Annotated in this window: 26 protein-coding genes; 7 read left to right on the forward strand and 19 right to left on the reverse strand. The window is 40.1% G+C overall.

Annotation, left to right across the window (positions count from 1 at the left end; all coding sequences use genetic code 11):
- Nucleotides 1–19 precede the first annotated feature (19 nt).
- Entirely contained in the window at nucleotides 20–1,357 is a 1,338-nt protein-coding gene (locus E2R53_RS07960) for an acetyl-CoA carboxylase biotin carboxylase subunit (protein WP_133311270.1), read from the reverse strand.
- Between the two features lie 218 nt (nucleotides 1,358–1,575).
- Between E2R53_RS07960 and E2R53_RS07965 the strand changes: the two genes are divergently transcribed.
- Nucleotides 1,576–2,055, forward strand: a complete 480-nt coding sequence (locus E2R53_RS07965; protein WP_133311271.1) for an N-acetyltransferase — start codon at nucleotides 1,576–1,578, stop codon at nucleotides 2,053–2,055.
- A gap of 35 nt (nucleotides 2,056–2,090) precedes the next feature.
- Here E2R53_RS07965 and E2R53_RS07970 read toward each other — a convergent pair whose 3' ends face one another.
- The 4 genes from E2R53_RS07970 to E2R53_RS07985 all read right to left on the reverse strand — a co-directional run bounded on the left by E2R53_RS07970 (nucleotide 2,091) and on the right by E2R53_RS07985 (nucleotide 4,523).
- Complete coding sequence (locus E2R53_RS07970; protein ID WP_133311272.1) at nucleotides 2,091–2,705, reverse strand: RsfA family transcriptional regulator; 615 nt, start codon at nucleotides 2,703–2,705, stop codon at nucleotides 2,091–2,093.
- A gap of 107 nt (nucleotides 2,706–2,812) precedes the next feature.
- On the reverse strand, nucleotides 2,813–3,571 hold the full coding sequence (locus tag E2R53_RS07975) for an enoyl-CoA hydratase/isomerase family protein (protein ID WP_133311273.1): 759 nt from the start codon (nucleotides 3,569–3,571) through the stop codon (nucleotides 2,813–2,815).
- A gap of 180 nt (nucleotides 3,572–3,751) precedes the next feature.
- Nucleotides 3,752–3,925, reverse strand: coding sequence for a 50S ribosomal protein L32 (rpmF, locus tag E2R53_RS07980; RefSeq protein ID WP_029285043.1), 174 nt, complete (start codon nucleotides 3,923–3,925; stop codon nucleotides 3,752–3,754).
- 76 nt (nucleotides 3,926–4,001) lie between these two features.
- On the reverse strand, nucleotides 4,002–4,523 hold the full coding sequence (locus tag E2R53_RS07985; RefSeq protein WP_070879066.1) for a YceD family protein: 522 nt from the start codon (nucleotides 4,521–4,523) through the stop codon (nucleotides 4,002–4,004).
- A 232-nt stretch (nucleotides 4,524–4,755) separates the two neighbouring features.
- Here E2R53_RS07985 and E2R53_RS07990 point away from each other — a divergent pair, with 232 nt between their 5' ends.
- On the forward strand, nucleotides 4,756–5,985 hold the full coding sequence (locus E2R53_RS07990) for a nucleotidyltransferase (protein ID WP_133311274.1): 1,230 nt from the start codon (nucleotides 4,756–4,758) through the stop codon (nucleotides 5,983–5,985).
- Nucleotides 5,986–6,029: 44 nt separating this feature from the next.
- Here the strand turns inward: E2R53_RS07990 and E2R53_RS07995 are convergent, their stop codons facing one another.
- Nucleotides 6,030–7,049, reverse strand: a complete 1,020-nt coding sequence (locus E2R53_RS07995) for a SepM family pheromone-processing serine protease (protein WP_133311275.1) — start codon at nucleotides 7,047–7,049, stop codon at nucleotides 6,030–6,032.
- Nucleotides 7,039–7,839: a patatin-like phospholipase family protein gene (locus E2R53_RS08000; protein ID WP_435796784.1), complete on the reverse strand. Its 801-nt coding sequence runs from the start codon at nucleotides 7,837–7,839 to the stop codon at nucleotides 7,039–7,041. Before E2R53_RS08000 ends, E2R53_RS07995 begins: the two co-directional genes overlap by 11 nt.
- A gap of 174 nt (nucleotides 7,840–8,013) precedes the next feature.
- Here E2R53_RS08000 and ylbJ point away from each other — a divergent pair, with 174 nt between their 5' ends.
- The gene (gene ylbJ / locus E2R53_RS08005; RefSeq protein WP_133311277.1) at nucleotides 8,014–9,225 is read left to right on the forward strand and encodes a sporulation integral membrane protein YlbJ; all 1,212 of its coding nucleotides are present in this window, start codon (nucleotides 8,014–8,016) and stop codon (nucleotides 9,223–9,225) included.
- Between the two features lie 132 nt (nucleotides 9,226–9,357).
- On the opposite strand, the gene coaD is transcribed toward ylbJ, so the two are convergent.
- Nucleotides 9,358–9,840 carry a pantetheine-phosphate adenylyltransferase gene (gene coaD / locus E2R53_RS08010; RefSeq protein WP_070879061.1) on the reverse strand — a complete coding sequence of 161 codons (483 nt, stop codon included), beginning with the start codon at nucleotides 9,838–9,840 and terminating at the stop codon, nucleotides 9,358–9,360.
- A 1-nt stretch (nucleotide 9,841) separates the two neighbouring features.
- Nucleotides 9,842–10,411, reverse strand: a complete 570-nt coding sequence (gene rsmD, locus E2R53_RS08015) for a 16S rRNA (guanine(966)-N(2))-methyltransferase RsmD (RefSeq protein WP_133311278.1) — start codon at nucleotides 10,409–10,411, stop codon at nucleotides 9,842–9,844.
- A 591-nt stretch (nucleotides 10,412–11,002) separates the two neighbouring features.
- Between rsmD and E2R53_RS08020 the strand changes: the two genes are divergently transcribed.
- Nucleotides 11,003–11,383 (forward strand): DUF7147 family protein, encoded by a 381-nt coding sequence (locus E2R53_RS08020; RefSeq protein WP_133311279.1) that lies wholly within the window; start codon nucleotides 11,003–11,005, stop codon nucleotides 11,381–11,383.
- 59 nt (nucleotides 11,384–11,442) lie between these two features.
- Here the strand turns inward: E2R53_RS08020 and E2R53_RS08025 are convergent, their stop codons facing one another.
- The 5 genes from E2R53_RS08025 to E2R53_RS08045 all read right to left on the reverse strand — a co-directional run bounded on the left by E2R53_RS08025 (nucleotide 11,443) and on the right by E2R53_RS08045 (nucleotide 13,851).
- Nucleotides 11,443–11,715 (reverse strand): YlbG family protein, encoded by a 273-nt coding sequence (locus E2R53_RS08025; protein WP_070879159.1) that lies wholly within the window; start codon nucleotides 11,713–11,715, stop codon nucleotides 11,443–11,445.
- A 452-nt stretch (nucleotides 11,716–12,167) separates the two neighbouring features.
- Nucleotides 12,168–12,617 (reverse strand): YlbF family regulator, encoded by a 450-nt coding sequence (locus E2R53_RS08030; protein WP_133311280.1) that lies wholly within the window; start codon nucleotides 12,615–12,617, stop codon nucleotides 12,168–12,170.
- A 62-nt stretch (nucleotides 12,618–12,679) separates the two neighbouring features.
- Entirely contained in the window at nucleotides 12,680–13,102 is a 423-nt protein-coding gene (locus tag E2R53_RS08035; protein WP_133311281.1) for a hypothetical protein, read from the reverse strand.
- Between the two features lie 99 nt (nucleotides 13,103–13,201).
- Nucleotides 13,202–13,441, reverse strand: coding sequence for a YlbE-like family protein (locus E2R53_RS08040; RefSeq protein WP_133311282.1), 240 nt, complete (start codon nucleotides 13,439–13,441; stop codon nucleotides 13,202–13,204).
- A gap of 14 nt (nucleotides 13,442–13,455) precedes the next feature.
- Nucleotides 13,456–13,851, reverse strand: a complete 396-nt coding sequence (locus E2R53_RS08045) for a YlbD family protein (protein ID WP_133311283.1) — start codon at nucleotides 13,849–13,851, stop codon at nucleotides 13,456–13,458.
- Between the two features lie 176 nt (nucleotides 13,852–14,027).
- On the opposite strand from E2R53_RS08045, the gene E2R53_RS08050 reads away from it, so the two are divergent.
- On the forward strand, nucleotides 14,028–14,510 hold the full coding sequence (locus E2R53_RS08050; protein ID WP_133311284.1) for a PaaI family thioesterase: 483 nt from the start codon (nucleotides 14,028–14,030) through the stop codon (nucleotides 14,508–14,510).
- Between the two features lie 224 nt (nucleotides 14,511–14,734).
- Here E2R53_RS08050 and E2R53_RS08055 read toward each other — a convergent pair whose 3' ends face one another.
- Both E2R53_RS08055 and E2R53_RS08060 read right to left on the reverse strand, forming a co-directional pair.
- Nucleotides 14,735–15,772, reverse strand: a complete 1,038-nt coding sequence (locus E2R53_RS08055; RefSeq protein WP_133312217.1) for a CAP domain-containing protein — start codon at nucleotides 15,770–15,772, stop codon at nucleotides 14,735–14,737.
- A gap of 262 nt (nucleotides 15,773–16,034) precedes the next feature.
- Nucleotides 16,035–16,466, reverse strand: a complete 432-nt coding sequence (locus E2R53_RS08060; RefSeq protein ID WP_133311285.1) for a CBS domain-containing protein — start codon at nucleotides 16,464–16,466, stop codon at nucleotides 16,035–16,037.
- 191 nt (nucleotides 16,467–16,657) lie between these two features.
- On the opposite strand from E2R53_RS08060, the gene E2R53_RS08065 reads away from it, so the two are divergent.
- Entirely contained in the window at nucleotides 16,658–17,014 is a 357-nt protein-coding gene (locus E2R53_RS08065; RefSeq protein ID WP_133311286.1) for a YugN family protein, read from the forward strand.
- 173 nt (nucleotides 17,015–17,187) lie between these two features.
- Complete coding sequence (gene ytvI / locus E2R53_RS08070) at nucleotides 17,188–18,246, forward strand: sporulation integral membrane protein YtvI (protein WP_133311287.1); 1,059 nt, start codon at nucleotides 17,188–17,190, stop codon at nucleotides 18,244–18,246.
- Between the two features lie 37 nt (nucleotides 18,247–18,283).
- Here the strand turns inward: ytvI and E2R53_RS08075 are convergent, their stop codons facing one another.
- From E2R53_RS08075 to E2R53_RS08085, 3 genes are all read right to left on the reverse strand, one after another.
- A complete protein-coding gene (locus E2R53_RS08075) occupies nucleotides 18,284–19,444 on the reverse strand; it encodes a GNAT family N-acetyltransferase (protein WP_133311288.1) in 1,161 nt (386 codons plus the stop codon).
- 16 nt (nucleotides 19,445–19,460) lie between these two features.
- Nucleotides 19,461–19,970 carry a GNAT family N-acetyltransferase gene (locus tag E2R53_RS08080; RefSeq protein WP_133311289.1) on the reverse strand — a complete coding sequence of 170 codons (510 nt, stop codon included), beginning with the start codon at nucleotides 19,968–19,970 and terminating at the stop codon, nucleotides 19,461–19,463.
- Nucleotides 19,971–20,105: 135 nt separating this feature from the next.
- Nucleotides 20,106–20,567 (reverse strand): DUF420 domain-containing protein, encoded by a 462-nt coding sequence (locus E2R53_RS08085; RefSeq protein ID WP_133311290.1) that lies wholly within the window; start codon nucleotides 20,565–20,567, stop codon nucleotides 20,106–20,108.
- Between the last annotated feature and the right edge of the window lie 51 nt (nucleotides 20,568–20,618).

Raw genomic sequence — 20,618 nt, forward strand, 5'->3', positions numbered from 1 at the left:
TTTCTTTTCAGGCTCTTGCTTATGCGAAAACAGCTGTCTGTAAAAAGGCTGTGCTGTATCTTCCGCGGTTAAATTGTTCATTCGATAAAATATTAATAAATAAAGGAAGGTTGGTTTTAATTCCCTCGATTTTCATTTCATTTAAGAATGTCTTTGCTTTTTCAATGGTTTCTTCACGGCTATTGCCGTTTACAATAATTTTTGCCACTAGCGGGTCATAAAAAGGCGTAACTGTATTTCCTTCTTTATAGGCAAGATCCACAACGACACCGTTCATCTCATTAAATGTAAACGCTTTTATTAATCCGGGTGACGGAATGAATTTCACAGGATCTTCGGCGTAAAGCCTGAATTGAATGGAATGGCCGTTTTTCGTAATTTCCTCTTGTGTAAAAGGAAGCGCGTTCCCTGCCGCAGTCTGAATTTGAAGCTCTACAAGATCAAGACCGGTCACACCTTCTGTCACCCTGTGCTCGACTTGCAGTCTAGTATTCATTTCAAGGAAATAAAAGTTTTCTTTATCATCCACAATAAACTCGATCGTTCCTGCGTTTATGTATCCTACATGCTTTGCTGCAGTGACAGCAGCTTCGCACATTTTGGCCCGTGTCTCATCAGACAGGTGCGGGGATGGAGATTCTTCGACCACTTTTTGGTTTCTGCGCTGAACAGAACAGTCACGCTCAAACATGTGCACGACATTTCCGAGATGATCTCCAAATAATTGAATTTCAATGTGCCTTGCCTCTGCAATGAATTTTTCTATAAAGACTTCATCATTTCCGAAGTATGCTTTTGCCCTTGTTTTCGTTGAGGCAAAACATTTTATAAGGGCTGCTTCATCGTCACACCGCTGCATGCCGATCCCGCCGCCTCCGCCGCTTGCTTTAAGCATAACCGGATAGCCGATTTCCGCTGCAAAGGAACAGGCGTCCTCAACTGTAGAAATACCTGTAACACTTCCAGGCACGACAGGCACGAGAGCTTCCTTCATGGTTTTTCGCGCTGCAACTTTATCTCCCATTAGAGCCATTGTTTCTGAATGAGGACCAATAAACTTTATGCCCTTTTCTTCTGCTGCCTGAGCAAACTCCGTATTTTCAGATAAGAAACCATAACCCGGATGAATTCCATCCACTTGTTCCCTGACGGCAATATTTAAAATTTCATCCTTTAATAAATAGGACTTCGCTACAGGAGCTTCTCCTATTCTAAAGGAATAGTCTGCTTCTTTAACAAATGGCAGCTCAGCATCGGCATCAGAAAAAATGACGACTGTTTCAATCCCCATTTTTTTGCATGTTTGGATAATCCGAAGCGCAATTTCTCCCCGGTTTGCAATTAAAATCTTCTTCAATTTCTCCCCTCCCTAGGTGTAAAAGAATATCCCCACAGAGTACATTTCTTCATAAACTTCAAATTTCCTGCTATAAAATGAAAACGCTCACTAAACTCTTTTCTAATCTTCTCTGCGTGGTATAATAAATGTAAGTTTTAAAATGTTGGTAAGATTTTGTATTCTTATCTTAAACCTGCATGATTAACAACGATCAGAGGCTGCAAGGGGGAGAAACAATGTTTAAGGTAGAAAAGTTGCTTATTAATTATAAAACGTTAGAGGAATTTAAAAAATTTAAAGAATACGGGCTGCAGGAGCTGTCCATGCTGGATGATCTTCAGGATAACATCATCGAAAATGACAGCAATTCTCCATTCTACGGCATTTACTTTGGCGAAAAACTGGTTGCCCGCATGAGCCTTTACCGTGTTGATAAAAAATTCGATGAATATTTTGACCCAAAACAGGATTATTTGGAGCTGTGGAAGCTTGAAGTGCTTCCTGATTATAAGCGCAAAGGCTATGGCACGGCACTTGTTGAATATGCAAAGTCTTACGGTGTTCCGATCAAAACCAATCCAAGAATAAAGTCGGGTGAATTCTGGTCAAAAATGGGATTTGAATCAGTGACATATGACATGGACCGCGATAAAGGAGAAAATCCTCTTGTCTGGTATCCTGAAGGCGTTTCCGAACAAAAAGGAGAATCCGCTTAATAAATAAAAGAATGACCGCCGGTGCGGTCATTCTTTTATTTTTCAGCTCTTTCGAGATTTCCATTGCGGTCCACCTGAAACTTCACTTTGCGGCTGCGTTCATCATCTCTCAAAACAGCCATATTTCTCGCGCGTTCCATCATTTCAATCAGCATCATATAATCTTCCTCTACAATCTTAAGATTGCTGTGGATGGTCTCTTTTTCAGCCTGCAGTTTTTCAATTTGCTGCTCAAGATGGGTTACTTTTTTAATGAGTTTTTCATTTTCGCTTTTTAAGTCTGCCGCGCTTCCTGAATTTTCATAGGTTTGCAAAAACGATATCACTTCATGAAAAGTCAGCGGTCCTCCTGCTTCAGGCTGCTGCGATTCAGTTTCGTAAGAGGGTTTAGTCTGCTCAGCTGATTCTTCAGGCTCTTGTTTACGGATTTTCTTGCGCTGCGCTTTTGCCATTTCAATCGCTGATTTGTACTGCTTTCTCACATAAGAATTCCAGCGGAAACCGCATGCTGCTGCCGTTCTTGATAACTTTTGCCCAACTTCCTCAAACGCTGCAAGCTGTGTACCGCCTTCACGAATCTGCTTGAGAACTATTTCAGCCAGCATCAAATCCTCATCCTGAGTCCAAGCATCCTGACGTGTAGTAGTCATATCTATTCCCCCTAATACGCATTTTTTACATACATATGCGCCTGCTAGAATAGATAGACTACCGAACGTGACAGAATTCACAGGAATACAAGCTGTTTTTTCCCTGTCTACTTTTGAAAGAATTGCCTTACAGCATTCAAGTGATCTTCGCCTGCCCAAAGCTCTGCACACTGGGCAATTTCATCTTGCATTCTTTTTTTCAGACCGGAGCTGACCCATTTATTGATCTGAACTTTTTTATACGCTCTTATCACATCAGGATAAGGAATAAGAGACTTTCTTATGTACTCATAAGCATCTGTTTCAAATGTAGCAGAATGAAAAACACGAGAAGCAAATCCAAGTTCTTTTGCCTTTTGAGCATTCATTCTCTCTCCGCTCGTGAGCATGTATAAGGCTTTATCATGCTGCATTTTTTCAAACAGCATCGTGCTGCCTCCCCAGCCTGTAGTAATCGCCTGATTTCCCTGAATAAATCCTAGTGAAGCTTCTTCATTTACTAGTCTGAAATCAGCAGCAGCAGCTATTTCCATCCCTCCCCCTACAGCCGTTCCATTTATCAGAGCGAATGTAGGCACGGGAAGAGTCATGATTCTGTATAATAGATCACCCATTTTAGAGAGCATATGCATAGCTTCTTCAACAGTCGTGATATTCCCGAAAACAGAAAGATCGCCGCCTGAACAAAACGCCTTGCTGCCGCTGCCGGTTATGATTGCCGCAAGCAGTCTCTCATTGCCTTCTGATCCATTCAAAATCGTTTCTAATTCATTCATCACATCATAATCAATTGCATTTCTGCGTTCCGGCCGGTTAATTTTAATCTCTAATAGTCCGTTTCTCTCGCTTGCTGATACTTTCCCCACTTTAATCCCCCTAATAGAAAAGATGATTACCTTTTATTTTATAGAAAGGACCGGCTAAGCACTAGAGCGTATTTAAATTGATCTTCATAAAAAGGCTGTTTTCTCACAGATTGTTGTTTTTGATTATAAGCATCAAAAAAAGCGCAAGGATCAGAGATCCTTGCGCTTTTAATGAAGTTATTATTTGCTAACAACTTCTTTTCCTTTGTATGTTCCACATTCTTTACATACACGGTGAGCTAATTTAACTTCACCACAGTTTGGGCATGCTACCATACCAGGCACTTGCAATTTGAAGTGTGTACGACGTAGTCTTTTTCTTGTTTTAGAAGTTCTTCTAAAAGGTACAGCCATTATTCCCACCTCCTTACAGAGTTTCATTAAAACTTTGTGTTTAAAACAGCCTATATATAAGTGCTAAACAATAGCATTAGCTGTCTTGATCATCGAAAAATTTCGATAAGCCTGCAAGTCTCGGGTCAATCTTGTTTTTGTTATCTTCTTCAGAGATAACTTTCCAATCTTTTCCCTCTTGCGGGGCAGCCTGATCATTTCCTTCAACAGAATCGCTAAAAACCTGCATCGGTACTTCCAAAAGTATGTTTTCTTTAATAACAGGTATTAAGTCAACGATATCTTCTTGAACGTGATGGACATCTTCCTCCATCTCGAAGTCGGCATTCGGTTTTAATAAAAACGTTTCAGTTGTATGAATTTCGAACGGAAATGGAACATCCACTAGCGTTCTTGCACAAGGGAGAATCATCGTGCCAGTCAGCGTCAAATGAAAAGTTGCTTTAGAAGAGCCAAGATCTGCTCTGCCTTTTACTGAAACAGGTGAAATTTCACGTATTTCAGAAAGAGCGCCTTTCATATCTGTCAATTGGACGGTTTCATCAATTTGCAGTCCCTTGTTTTGCAGTTGGTTCAGTTGATTAATAGACCATTTCATATGGTATCACCTCAAGGCAACAAAGGTAATTATAGCTTTCGCAATAATATTTGTCAATATTTTTTCTTTACAGTGTTTAGTATACATGAATATTGTTTTAATGCAAAATGTTCACGCTGATTTTAAAGGTCTTTCAGCCATTTTTGCTGCAGAAACTTGACTTCATGAGCCTCTCGTTTCATGATTTAATTAGAAAAATAATGAAAAAAAAATTAATCAGGGAGGAATGTTCTTGAAAGCAGTCGGGTTAGTAGTTGAATATAATCCATTTCATAATGGCCATCTCTATCACCTTCAGGCTTCCAAAGAAAAAGCGGAGGCGGATACAGTCATCGCCGTAATGAGCGGCCATTTTCTGCAGCGCGGCGAGCCTGCACTTGTCTCAAAATGGAGCCGGGCGAAAATGGCCCTGCAGCAGGGAGCTGATCTTGTCGTTGAACTTCCATATGCATTTGCGACCCAAAAAGCAGAATTTTTCGCAGATGGCGCCATCTCCATTTTGGAGGCGTTAAAATGCCATTCCGTTTGCTTTGGAAGTGAAAATGGAGAAATCACGCCTTTCCTTGAGACGGCTAAAACACTGGAGGAACTTGATTCAGACTATCAGGATGCTATTAAGTATTATATGAAACAGGGAATAAGTTATCCAAGTGCCCAGACAAAGGCCTATCAATCACTGGACACAGGCGGACATACACTTGATTTATCGATGCCGAATAATATTTTAGGTTATCAATATGTAAAAGCTATTCAGAAACAGGGATCTGCCATTTCCCCGCTCACGATTAAACGGACATCCGCAGGCTACCATGATGAAGAATTTAATGAAACCTCCATTGCAAGTGCGACAAGCATTCGCAAGGCTATCTTTTCAGAAGAAAACAAAGATATTCAATCTTTTGTACCTGAAACCACCTGGGACAATCTAAAGACTTATAGACATGATTTTAACACCTTTCATCAATGGGAAGATTACTTTGGATTTCTTAAATATACTATCTGCACGATGACGCATGATGAACTGAAGCAGATTTATGAAGTTGAAGAAGGCCTTGAAAACCGGGTGAAATCCCTCATTCATCAGGCCGCATCATTTAAGGATTTTATGGAGCAGCTGAAAACAAAACGATACACTTGGACAAGACTTCAGCGTCTTTGTCTTCATATTTTAACAAGAACGACAAAAGATCAAATGAAGCTTGATGAAACAGGAGCCCCTTATTTGAGGCTGCTTGGCATGTCTTCGCAGGGGCGGGCTTATTTAAACAGCATAAAGAAAACGGTTGATAAACCGCTTGTTTCAACTTTGTCTGCTTTCAGCCACCCGATCCTTGATCTGGATATAAAAGCAGCTTCAGTCTATGCCATGGTTTTCCCTGAACCGATCCGTTCTCAATTTATGCACAGCGAATATTCAACAAGACCTATTCAATATAACGAAACAGAAAAACTGTTTTTGTAGCTGCTGTAAATAAAAAAAGTGACTTCGCGATGAAGTCACTTTTTTTATTTTTCTTTTAATTTTTTCAAATAAGCTACCGCATCATCAAATGTGTCAATCGGCACAATTTTCATCTCCGTGTCAATCTCTTTGGCCGTTGCAGCTGCTTCTTTATAATTGGAGGCAGCAATGCCATTTTGATTCGGTGCAAAAAAGATCTCTGCTCCCGATTTATCCGCTGCTACAATTTTCTGTGAGATCCCGCCAATTGGGCCAACTGTTCCCTTTTCATCAATCGTCCCAGTGCCTGCAATATGATAGCCTTTTGTATAATCTTCCTTTGTCAGCTGATTATAAATTTCAAGTGTCATCATTAATCCTGCAGATGGTCCGCCTATATTGCTTGTATCAAGCGAAATGTCAGGCTCGGTTATTAGTTCTCTGTCAGTTACAAGAGAGATTCCGATGCCGACTTTGTTTTTGTTATCGGGAAACTGAGCCGCTGTTATTTCGGTTTTGCCTTCTTTTCCATTGCGGTCATATGTAATATCAATCTTATCGCCTTTTTTCTTTTGGCTGACGTATGCTATAAATTCTTCTGCTGTTTTAAATTCTTTCCCGTCGACTCTGAAAATGCGGTCTCCTGTTTTAAGCTTGCCTTCTGACGACATACCTTCAACAACCTGCATGACATAGATGCCGTGGAACTTGTAGTCCACTTTTTTTCCGGCCTTTTCGTACGCTAAAGCAACAGCAGATTCCTGAGAAGATTCCATCATATGCATTTGTCTATTTAAATAATCATCATCTGATTCACCTTCTTGAACGACATCTTCAAGCGGCAAAAGCTCATGATAAGGAAGGACATTTGCGAGGACGTAGGAAAATAGGTTTGCCCTTCCAAAACCGACGGTTGTCAGCGAAAAACTGCCTTCTTCATCATATCCGCCATCCACTTCAATAATCGGCTCAAGCTCAGTTGCCATGCCCGGCTTTGTTACATAATAAGGGAGTTTAATAAAATTCAGGACCGCAGCGAGGATCACCCCTATTAAAATGGCTCTGACTACTTTGTTATTCTTCATCTTGCTGTGACCCCTTCCAACTCTCAATCAGCTCTTTTATTTCATTTACATGCTTTCTTGCTTCGTTTTCACCAATCTCAATGATTTCTTTTATGTTTTTAAATGCTCTTGAACTATATTGCTCTACATGCGGCCGTATCATAATATCGGAGGCAATTTTGCGGTGATGAACAAGCTCATCCTGCATAATATCGAGGCTCTGCAGAATGACATCAAAAATGGACGTGATTTCCTCCGTCTTTTTCACATGAGAAACATCTACTGCTATGACAAGATCTGCGCCCATCTCTTTTACTACTGAAACGGGAATCCGGTCAATCACCCCGCCGTCAATGAGAAGCTTTCCATCTATTTTTTCAGGAACAAAAATACCGGGAATGGCAATGCTTGCCCGCACTGCATCGGCAACAGGCCCTTTTGTAAAGACCACTTTTTTCCCTTCGTATAAATCTGTCGCAACAATAGACAGCGGAATATCCAAGTCTTCAATATGCTTGCCTCTTGTGAAGACCTTTATAAAATCTTTTACGCGGTTTCCTGCAATAAAGCCCATTTTAGGCACTGTAAAATCAAGATAATATTTGCGTTTAAATAATGTAGCAAGCTTATATAAATGCTCAAATCCGAGCCCTGTCGCATAAAAACTGCCGACCAATGCACCCATGCTGCTTCCGGCAATCATACTGATAGGTATGCCCTCTTCACTTAATACCTTCAATACTCCGAGATGAGCAAAACCGCGTGCTCCGCCGGATCCCAAGGCGAGACCAATTTTAGGTTCTCTTTTCAAAGAGATGCCTCCTCTAATGTCAATTCATCCGTTAGTCAATTCTATGGTCTAAAATGGTCCCCTATTCTCGTATATTGAACTATCAAAGAGTGTACAACCCTGCAGAAAAGATTGACTATATTTTATCATTATCCGCTTTAAAAAGTATAGAAAGAAGCAAGAGGGGGACAGATTTTGAACGCAGCTAAATTAAAAACACTTCTGCTGGGATTTTTATTGATCATCCTGGCATTTGCTATGATTATCAGCCCCAAAGTATCCTTTACTGCTTCTAAAGCAGGGCTTGAGCTTTGGTGGGGAGTCGTTTTCCCGTCTTTGCTGCCCTTTTTCATCCTTTCCCATCTGCTGATCGGATTTGGAATTGTCAGGTTCATAGGTGTGCTTTTAGAACCAGTCATGAGACCCCTGTTTAAAGTTCCAGGCATTGGAGGCTTTGTCTGGGCAATGGGATGGGCATCGGGCTCCCCTGCAGGCGCAAAGCTGACGGCAGAGATGAGGAAAAAAAATCAGCTGACGGCTCTTGAAGCTGAGAGGCTTGTATCCTTCACGAATTCTTCTAATCCGTTATTTATTTTCGGAGCGGTAGCCATTGGATTTTTCAACAATCAGGCTCTTGGCCTGCTTCTCGCTGCTGCCCATTATACCGGAAATCTGGCCGTTGGTCTGACTATGAGATTTCATGGCCGCGAACAGGATAAACCGTTAAAAACAGACTACAAACGACCTTCCATTAGAGAAGCTTTCAGACAGATGCACCAGACCCGGATTGATGATAAGAGGCCTATCGGAAAAATGCTTGGCGACGCTGTTCTCTCATCAATCCAAACCCTGCTTATGGTGGGGGGATTCATCATTTTATTTTCTGTTTTAAATAAACTATTATCCCTATTATCGATCACAGATTTTATTGCTGTCGCATTCGCTCTATTGCTTGCTCTTTTTAAATTGTCTGCTGAACTCAGCGTTCCGCTTGTATCAGGCATGTTCGAGATGACACTCGGCAGCAAGCTTGCAAGTGCAGCAGGTGCCGACCTGCTGCAAAAAGCGATTGTGACAAGCTTTATGCTTGGCTTCAGCGGTCTTTCTATTCAGGCTCAGGTTGCAAGCATTCTTGCAGAGACGGACATCCGTTTTCGTCCGTTTTTTATCGCTCGAATTCTGCAGGGAGTATACGCCGCCTTCTTTGCGTGGATCTTCTGGAAGCCAGTCTATTTGGAGCTTTCCGGCTCAAATGTATCTGTCCTGCCGGTTTTTCTTACTGAGGATACACCGATTCTACTAGCGTCCATCTGGAGCCTGCTAACTGAAATTGGGCCGATGATCACGATCGTCTCTTTGCTTGTATACATTTTCATTTATACAGGCAGAGTTTTTTCAAGGAATTAAATTAAGCATGCTGAGACAAAAATGGAAGATCAGCGGATTCATAAAATTCACCAGCCGAATTACCTGGTTTTTCATTTTTATCACCATATAAAAAGTGACCCCCATAGAACGCATTCAGGAGGTCACTCTTTTTCATCGGTTAAATTTCTGTTTTAACGCATTTTCAACAGCTTTAGGAACAAGTTCCGAAATATCGCCGCGGTACTTGGCCACTTCTTTCACGATACTCGAACTTAAAAATGAATATTGGTTGTTCGTCATCATGAATAACGTTTCTACGTTAGGATCAAGCACCCTGTTCATGGAGGTAATCTGCATTTCATATTCAAAATCTGAAACCGCACGCAGCCCTCTTAAAATCGTGCTTGCATTCTTGCTGTTTGCATACTCAATTAATAGACCCTTAAAGGATTCTACCACAACATTCGGCATATCCTTTGTTACTTCCATTAAGAGCTCACAGCGCTCATCCACATTAAACAATGGGTTTTTTGATGAATTATTCAGCACACAAACATACACCTTATCAAATACTTTTGCCCCGCGTTTAATAATATCCAAATGTCCGTACGTCACAGGATCAAAGCTTCCCGGACAAACAGCAATGCTTGCCATTTTACTCCCCCGTCCCTTGTTCTTTAAATATATAGATGGAAACAGCACTAATTCCGTATGATTCATAGCGGATGAGCTTATAGGATCCAATCTCATCCGGCAATGTAATCCCGGCATCATGTTCAGCCACGATAATGCCCCCATCTTCCACTAGACGAAAAGAATCAATCAATTCGATAAGCGCTTTCAATTTTTGTTGCTTGTACGGAGGATCCAAAAAGATCAACTTGAAGGACAGCTCTCTTTTCGCAATGGCTTTTAACGCTCTCTCTGCATCATTGCGGTAGACCTCTGCCTGACTTTGAAAATGACAGGCTTCTAAATTTTTATGTATGGTTGCAACAGCTTTTGCTTCCCGGTCGACAAAGATGCATTTATCCATTCCTCTGCTTAAAGCTTCGATTCCAAGACCGCCGCTTCCCCCAAACAAATCGACTGCAAGCCCCCCGTCAAAATAAGGACCAATAATATTAAAGATAGATTCTTTCACTTTATCAGTTGTCGGGCGTGTCGACATGCCCGGCACCGCTTTTAATGGCCGCCCTTTACAGCTGCCTGATACTACTCTCATCTTTCTCACCACTGTTATTTTGTCTTTGCTGCTAGAAATTAGCCTGTTTTATCGTATCATAGAGCGTGGACCGAGACAATATTGAAAAGCGGAGCACTTCCTCTATCCATCCTGCTGGAATCAGGATTTTCGCTTGCATGGAGCTGCTTCTTGACTGCGGCCATTATTTATAAGGTGTCCGAAAGACATAAAAAGACGATTAAAAGATCTGGTTCAGCCTCAAAAAAGGCCTTTATGAGCTGCTTTGGGCTCATTGTCAGTAAACTTACTTAAGAGCTGAAGTCCGCCAACTAAAAAAACCCCGCAGGAAACCTGCAGGGTCCTTCTAATCCAAAAAAAGCGGACTTTTTTTGGGCAGAAGGCAAAGGGAGAGGAGAAACCGGAGGAAGAACTTATGGGGAAACGTAAGTCTTCTCCGCGGTTGGCAACAACATCTTCGATTCGATGTTGTTACTATACATTATCCACCAATAGAGTTCACACTATACATTTCTATAAACTTTTTTCTTGATATTAATAAAACATCATCTATCTAACTGAATTTAAACATGTTACATTATGATGAGAAAGAAAGAACAGGAGGAAATCAGTTTGATACAGCGCTTTATCGAACTTGGAGCCGGCTATTCGGATCTGTATGAATTAATCGAAACCACACAGGCGAATGCTCATCGTGTTTCAAGATTTTTAATCCTTAATACAACAATTAACGAAAGAAAAATGTCATCTTTTGCAGTCACAATGAACCCGACTGACCCTGGTCAATTCCAGGCGATCTACCTGTGCCTTGAAGGCATTCCCGCAGGAGAAAGCAAACGCCGTGAATTATTCGAAGAACTTGCAAAAAAACTTGAGAAATCAATTATAGAGCTTGACGTCAAATCTTCTTCACAATTTGCCGAAAAAGAATTGTATTTTCAATACCTCACAGGAATTCTGAGAATGAACCGGTATTTACCGCCTTGGCAATAACGAAATGCCCATCTGAAACAAGCAAAAAGCGCAATCCCCATCAGGATTGCGCTTTTCTTCTATAGACCAAGTTTATAGTCATATTCTTTTGCTTTATCGATCTTCGATTCGAATTCCAATTTCAGAAAGGGCTTATATGACGGTTCAGCGTGCTTTACAAATGAAAAGGATGACACCTTCTCTATTGTATGTTCAACATGTTCCATGTCACAATATAAGACAACATACTTTAATTTTTTGGATACGTAATGGATGTTCCCGAATTTACGGAGCATTTTAATTTGCTTTAAGGAATGCATCCAGATGATAATGCCTTGACGCTTATCAAACATCATAAATAATCTCCCTTTTTATATTCTCCACTTGAAGTGTACCAATTTTCTAATTTTTTTACAATACGCACCATGAAAACCTTTCTGCAAAAGGAGCTGAATGCTGTGAACCTGAACCAGACAGTCCAATTATTTTTAGATAGAATGAATGCAGATAAAACACTTTCATGCTGGATAAAAAAATCTGCCGGCATTCCTTTTCTCTATGTTCAGGTAAATTCCGCCGGATCACTTGCTCACATTAAGCTCAAGATTGAGAAAGAGTCACGTTATGCAATGAAAGGGAAACGGCTTACGTTTGAATGCATCTTTGTCAGAGAAGACACGACATTATATGTATTTAGGCACCGGTTTTATGTGCCTCAGGAAAAAATGTTCTGCTGCGGTAATTTGTGCGAGGACTGTATCCGTCTAAAAAAAAGAACTTAAAAAACGAGGACTGGCCTCGTTTTTTAAGATGCTTTACAGCCGCATCCCCCGCCTGAGCTGCATCCTCCCCCGCAGCTTGATCCGGCATCGAAAAACGGATTGCCTGTGGGCACTTTGATATTTTGTGAAACGGCTCTGCCGAGTTGGACGCTTATTTCATCCAGCAGCGATTGAAGCTCTTTCTCTGCCTTTTTAAAAGCGATTACTGCGTCATGAAGGTCAAGCTCACGCTTTGCTTCCCTCATGGCCTTGGTGATTTCCTTATAATCAGGATGATATTTGCCGAAACGCTGGACATCTTCGTATAAGTCCTTGATTTCTACAAATTTGGCGATCACCTTTTGTGCAGATTTATCTTTATTTAATGTATTTAAAGTGCGGCGATAGTCTTCCGCAATTTCCGACTCAACAACTAACGATCCAAGAAGCTCAGCTTCGTCGATTAAATTGACGCTTTCTATAGTAGCAAACATAGACGGCATCACCTCCAGCTATATTTTAACACGTTTTTGCCGGAATGGTAAATGCAAGCGTCTCACTGAACCGTAACATTCCACGTTTTTTTTAAATGATATTTGGAAGAATCATTGTGCAATAGTTCAAGGGAAATCGTATGAGTTCCTGTTTTTAACCCTTTAATGATAAATGCTGCTGTATGTATTTCATCCGTTTTTTTTCCGTCCACATACAGGTTCATGTATCCTTCACCATTTATTTTTTTCCCGTGCTCATCTGAAAAAGTAAAATTTGGGACAAAGCACTCAATGTAGACATTTTGCCCTTTAATATGATGATTGACATAAAGCTGTCTTCCTGTCTGAGCACCCGCTTCAATTGCATCCTCTTTTGCAATGCTGATTTCCATCGGAACAGCATCTCCCTCTGGACGGGGTTTTTCATTTGTGCAGGCTGTTAAAGATACGAGAAATAAAATCAGCACCATAAAGTGTTTTATCAATGACAACGCCTCCTTATGGAGGTAGTTTCACCAGTTTTATTTCAAATATGTTTTCAGCCAAATAAAAAAAGAAAGTCATGGCGGCGACTTTCTTCCTAGTCAGTCCTGCTGTCTCATCGACTGAAACATTCCAAGCATCATGGATGCCATCTGCACGGAGTTTGAAAATTGAGCTACTTTATGCGGAATGGTTTTTTGATAATAATTCATCATCGCAAGCTTCATGGATTCTGTATCTTGAGGATTTCTGGCGAGCTTTCTGTACCAATGGGGCTGTTCACGCAAAAATTTCTTTAATTCATCGTCTGCTGCAATCATTTCCTGAATTTCTTTTCTCATGCTGTCGCTCCTGCTCAATCTTTCCTGAAAGAAAAGGGATTGCTTGGTGTTTTCGACTGATTAGCTGATGAGCCTTTTGTAAGCCCAAAGGTTGAAAATAAGTTTTGTATGGATGAAATGGTGTTGTTCATGTTGTACAAATGCTGATTCATTTGATTGGCATCCATGCTTTTCACAGCCGTCATCATCCTGGACATAAAATCAGACTTCTTTTCTGCTGCAGTTTCCGCCTCATCTGCATCATCTCTGTACTTTTTCCATGAAACATCATTTTCTCCAAGCAAATACCAGTCTTCAAATAATTCCTGCCATTTTTTCTCGCCTTTTCTGACTTCAGTAATCAATTTAGGGTGTTTTTTAACAAATTCTTTAAATTGTCCAATTGAAGGATGTTCTTTTTTTTCTGTCATTAGATAATCACCTCTGCTTACCTTCGCCTACTATATTTTATTGGATCGTCTAAAAACGGTTCGCCCATTTTATGCCCTTTTACCATTTTGCACACATTTTTTTAATAAATCCTGATTGCACAATATTTGGGAGGACTGATAAGATGAAGTGGAGAATAGAAAGGAATGGGTGAGAGATGGAACAGGAAGAACTGATGCGCTTAGTGGCAGAATTAAATGAAGAAGATGCTCCCGTTTTAAAGCTGTTTCTTGAAGGCCTTAAAAAGAAAGCGGGTAAAGAAAATGGGTCATACATAGGTGCATTGCTGCATGCACAAGGAGAATATTCTGAAAAACAATTTATATTAACCATCCCCAACACGGCAATTATTCAAAACTCCCTGAATATAGTACATGGAGGAATTACCGCTACCCTGCTTGATTCTGCGATGGGATCGCTTGTGCATCACGTTTTGCCTGAGCACCTTGCTGCCGTTACTTCTGAAATGAAAATCAATTATGTTGCTCCCGGAATTGGCACGGAACTGAAATGTATAGCCACCCTAATCCATAAAGGCAGCAAAACGGTCGTGACTGAGGGTAAAGTCTTCCGTGATGACGGCAAATTGATGGCACACTGTACAGCAAGCTTTTTTATTATCGATCGTCCTAAACGATAAGTAAGGAGAAGGAAATGTTCCCTTTTTTTAAAAAGACATGTTATTTCTGCAAGAAAAAATCCAAGAGCACAGAAACTTATATAGGTGATAAACAAGCTAAAATTCAAGTTTGTCATCTTTGTAAAGGTTATGCTGAGAGACGAGCGTATAAAAAAGCATAGACAGGCCTGCATTCTTAAACGAAGCAAAAAGACACCCGCTTGGATGTCTTTTTGCCGTGATTTTCATTCATTAAGCGGTCTGATAAAATTTTGTGTATAGTAGAGCTCATTTACACCAACACCGAGCCTTGTAAAATCTGGATTTAAAAGTGTATCACGGTGGCCTTTGCTGTTCAGCCAGCCTTCAACAGCCGCTATTCCATCGATATATTGGGCTGCAATGTTTTCGCCAGCCATCTGATAAGCTACATCCCCTTCTTTTAAACGGTCTGCAAGCGACCCTGCGGTTGGCGATTCATGTGAAAAATAGTTATTGGAAAGCATATCATTGCTGTGCAAAAATGCTACCTCTGAGGTCATCTGATCCCACTCTACAGGAGGAATGTCGTGCCGGCTGCGAATAATATTTGTAAGATCGAGAATTTGATTTTCTGCTCCCTTTTCTACTGCCTTCCATTCTTCTGCATTAAGCTGCTTAGGCTGAATCAGTTCCCCGCGGTAAACAACTTCATAAGGACGCTGCTTTACCAGCGTTTCTTCATCTAAAGCTCTAATGCTTGAAAGCTCGCCATCAAATTTATCTAAATAAAGCTGAACATACACATTGCCCATTTTTACAATCGGCCTTGTGTTCATATCCTCTTCAGACATTTCAAACCGGTAGGAATTGCCGTCAAAATCAATGGAAATACTGGAAGAAATTGAATTAGTCTTAAAAACCTCTCCAACAGGCTGCCCAAGTTTATAAGGTTTTACATTCACCTCAGGGCCGATGGCATATACCGTGACGACCTTCTCATCCAGCACCCCCACCTGAAGGTACTGCTGATCGTTCTGGTTATAGATCCACCATTCGTAGTCATAAGATGAAGGATCTTTCCTTGCAGGTTCCCCAAGTGTTTGAAGGATCTCACTTGAAGATTTTCCAACAAAAGAAAGAACGCCTGAATCCGGCATATTTAATTCTTCATTTGATTCATTTGCGATTTGTTCATTTTCATCTATTTGTTTGATCGGTTCATAATTTCCATATTGAATAAAAAGTATATAAGTAATAAAAATAATCAGCAATAAGAAAATGGTTTTTAATATACTGCTCAGCTTAAATCCCTCCAGGTCACTCATTTCTACCATTATATGAACCATTAGATTCATTATACTACTAAACAGTATTTCACAATATTGGCAGATAGTATATCCTTTTATAGGTCATTTAATCAAAAATAGCAGCATTTTTCAAATAAGATGTTCAATTTAACCTTTTTTGACGTATGTCTCACGCTGGAGTCAAGTGCGCAACAAAGTTTACGAAAAGAGCCTAACTAAAAGAACATGCCCAATAGATGGCATGCTCTTTGACAGCTTAGTGAAGCTGATGATCATCGTTTTCAGAAATTGTCGTTAATGCAGAGCCTGCCTGCTGATCTGTCAATTGATTCAAGGACAGATCCCCAAGTGAAACCATTCCTACAATATGTCCATCTTCTACAACTGGAAGCCTTCTGATCTGATGCTCTGCCATCAGCTGTGCCGCTTCATCTGCAGATGCATCCGGACTGATTGTGCACAAGTGATCGCTCATCACTTTTGTCACTTGATAAGATCCAGGATGTTTTTCTGCAATCCCTCTCACAACTAAGTCACGATCCGTTATCATCCCGAGCAATTGATCGTTCTCAATGATCGGAATGGCTCCCACGTTCCATTCTTTCATTTTGACCGCTACTTCGTAAACATTATCAAGCGGCGTGCATGCCTGGATGTCATTAGACATAATATCTCGAACTTTCTGCATAAAAAAACCTCCTTGAAAGTAAATAAAAAATCATCATTCTGCTAAAATAGTTTGGCCTAAAAAAAGATAAAGATGTAAATTATCAGGTAAAGATTGAAAGTTCCATGCATTCGTACTATGATTGAAGTGGAGTTCATTAAAGCGCTTTACTAATGAAAATGCCGTTATAAGGTTTTAGGAGGGAATACATAATGAAATTGGAAAACACGGGACTGGATGGTTTGAAAGTAGAATTAGCAAGACTTGATGAAATTATGGATGAGCTTGGCATCGTCCGGGCTGGTCAGTGGGATTATGAACGTGTTACATACGATCGTAAATTCGAAAACAAAGGTGAAACGTTTTATCTGCGTATCCCGGGATATGCAGTAGAAGGCGATATTGGCGCAAAGCATGCAGTTGTAAAATTAATGACACCTCTTCTCGGCAAGCATTATTATCCGCACGGAGTAGAATACGGCGAAGGCGAAACATTTCCAAATGCCGTTTTAAGTACAAGCCAGAATCTGCTTAAACAGCTAAAAGAAGAAGTCGGCCGAATCGTTTAAAGATTCTACACGCAAAAGCATAAACTGCTTTTGCTTTTTTATTTGATCATTTTAGTAAAGCCCCTTTATACGCCTCATACTGAGAATGAAATTTTCATAAAATTAAAAAAGCCTTTCTGCACACCGTACTTTCGTACTATAATTTAAGGAGAACCATAGAAAGGAGCAAGGGATTGTCTACTATACTTAATAAGCACAATTTCCTCATTTTTTTATCTGTTATTGTGATTGGACTGATCATCTATTTTCTTTTGCCCATATCAATTCCCTTAATTATGGCATTTATTACAGCGTTATTATTGGAACCTCTCGTAAAGCTTTTCCAAAACCGTGTAAAGCTTAAACGGAAAATGGCTGTGCTGGTGACTTTTTTAATCTTTCTGTTCACCATTACCATCAGCGGTTACTTTATTACAACTAAAGTAGTAGGCGAAGCCATTAGGACCATAGAAAATGCACCAACCTACATAAACGAAATTACGATAGCCTGGAATAATATTGAAAAACGGATTACAAACTCAGCAAAGGATCTTCCGCCGGAGTTTGTAAATGAAATCAGCAATCAGGTAGAAGAATTTCTCGAAAAAACAAAAGCCGATCTTGCAGGCTCTGTAAATATAGACAATGTCAAAAGCGTATTTACAAACATTCCTAATTATATGGTAAATATGCTGGTTTACTTGATTGCCTTATTCCTGTTTATGCTCGAGCTGCCAAACCTGAAAATCCGAATGTATGGACATATGAAGGAAAATACTGCTCAAAAAGTGAACTTTATGATTACTCGCATGTCATATGTCATTTTCGGCTTTGCAAAAGCACAGTTTTTAGTCAGCATTATTATTTTTGTTGCATCCTTTATCGGACTATTGCTGATAGTCCCCGAAATTGCGCTTGTTATGTCCATTATCATCTGGATTATTGATGTTATCCCTATCATAGGATCTATCATTATAATGGGCCCCTGGACCCTTTATCATCTCATTTCAGGCGATCCAGTGCTTGCGGCTAAGCTTGGAATTCTGACAGCTGTTCTTTTGATTATCAGACGAACCATAGAACCTAAAGTAATGGGCAGCCATATTGGATTATCTCCTCTTGCGACGCTCATCTCGATGTATCTTGGGTTAAAGCTGTTTGGCGTCCTTGGTTTTTTCATTGGCCCAATGATTTTAATTGTGTATAATTCCGCAAGAGAAGCGGGCATCATCCGTTTTAATTTTAAATTTTAAAAAATGAAAGGGCTGAACGCTTATCGTTCAGCCCTTTTTAAATGCGATCTATGCAAATCGATTTTTTCGATTGAAGCATTTTCTTCAGCAAATCTAGATCATCTTCCGGTCCCTGAATCAGACCTGCGTCATAGAGCGAAGCTGCATTCATATACCTGAAAAAAACAGCGGTTAAAACGGATATATCCATCTGCAGACCTCGTTTTGGAGGATGAGAACAGGCACTTCCTTGAGATGCCTTCTGAAAGTGAGTGATCTCTCCGTTTTTTATAAGATAAGTTCCGCTGTTCCAGTCTGCAAAGGAATCATGGATGTGCAGAAAAAGCGGCATTTCAGCAGGGGCTACCATATATTGCTCTAAAAAAGATTTGACATTAATGATCCTTCCCATAATGGAAGGTTTAACCTTTGATAGAATAAAAGGGTTTTTCAATAAAAACGAAAAATGATCCTGTTCATATGTACGCCAAATCAGTTCCTCAAATTTCATTCTTTTCCGGCAGATAAAAGTCCAAAGTGATTTTTTTGCTGTGTCATTGAGAGCTATGCATTCATCGATATACAGCTTTTTGTTTTCGAGCCTGCAAATCAAGTATCCATCTGCACTACCATCCTGAAGGAAGTGAACAAAAACAAAATGATTTTCTTTTAATATTTCTTTTTTCCACCATTCTTCCGATCTGACTAACATTCCATTATTCTCTTTGCTGAAACAATCATAAACTGCTTGCAGGAACGGCAAAGCAAGAATCCCGCTGAGCTCTTTGACCTTACAGCTCCCGCTAAACGTCCGGAGACGAAGATCTCCTTTCCTTATCGTCCACTGCTTTTCATTTGAAATGAGTTCCCAGCCGAATTTTCTGTAATAAGGTATGGAAGAAGGATGCAGATATGAAATGGAATAGCCTCGGTTTTTCATCCATACTAAAGCTTCAAATAGAAGCTTGTCCATATCATGCTTGCGCCGCTTTTCCGGCAAAACACAAATAGATGACAGTCCTCCCATCTTCACTTTCCCCCCAGAAAAATAGATGTTTTGATCCAGGATGTGTATTTTAGCAATCAGCTTCTCGCTTTCAAAGTCACCAAGTATACACTTATTCTGCAAGCGGTTTATTTCTGTGCAATCGTTCTTTAATGAGTATTGTGATAAACGGGCAACCTCTTCATAATCACTCTTTTCTGCTATACGGATCATATGGTATTCCTCTCATCTAGGCTTTCTTTTTGAGTTCCCAGGATAAAAAAACGTCCTCTTTTTTTGTGCAGATCATACCGAGTTTTTCAAAAAGGCGAATGGATTTTTTATTATGATCGATGCATTCCATGCTGATTTGAATGACGGATTTTTCACTTGTCAGCCATTCAATGACAGCTTCAATCGCTTCAAATGTTAAACTTTCTTCATCTTCGACCTCGTGGATGTTGTAGCATAGTTCCACACATCCATGCTCATCCGGCATGCCCTGCAGAAATAAGTCTCCTACAATTCTCTTTTCATGATATAAAATAATGAGCCAAAGTCCCCAGCCGTATTCGTTTTCATTCCTCTCCAGTCTTTCTATATAGAGCGGGAGCATTCCTTTGACGGCAGTTGAAGGCCAAGTAACAGGTATTCCAATCGGGGAGCGGCTTTCCAGTTCTTTTCTGTGAAAGACTAAAGATTTGGCAATATCTAAAGAACAGGGGATAATCAGCAGCCGATCTGTTACAATTTCAATCATCTTACAGTCACTCCCTTTCGTAAACCGTCTGATACTTTCATTTTATGGCCATTCTGTGCGTCCTATACTTAAAGAAAAAAAGAAACAAAAAAGATGTTATAGAATGATCCATTCCATAACACCTTTGGTGCCACACTAAATCCCTAAAATCGCTTTGAATACAGAGGTCGTCTCTCCGCCTTTATACTGAATATACAGCAGATAATAGACAGCCACGCCGGTAATGGCGGTAAAAAACCAAATAATGCTTGTAACCGGACCTGATTTTCTGTGCTTTGACAGATTGTTTTTATAGCCTGAAATTAAGGTGATAATGCCAAATACTGCACCTATAGTAGCTAGAGTAATATGAAAAATCAGGAAAACAGTATAATAGACTTTAATGTTGTCTGGTCCCCCGAATGCTGTGTTCCCTACAAAGACAGTTCTCGAGGCATACACTATAAAGAAGATAACCGCAAAAACAGCTGCGGTAAGCATGGCTTTCTGATGGGCTTCTATTTTGCGCTGCTTAATTAAATACCAGCCAACAGCAACAGAAACTGCACTTAAAACAATAAAGGCTGTACTAATAGTAGGTAAAATAGGTACATTCATTTTTGCAGCTCCTAAAAATAAAAATTATAGATTGATAAGCAGAAAATTAGA

This window comes from Peribacillus frigoritolerans (assembly GCF_004358755.1).
Lineage (GTDB): Bacteria > Bacillota > Bacilli > Bacillales > Bacillaceae > Bacillus_P.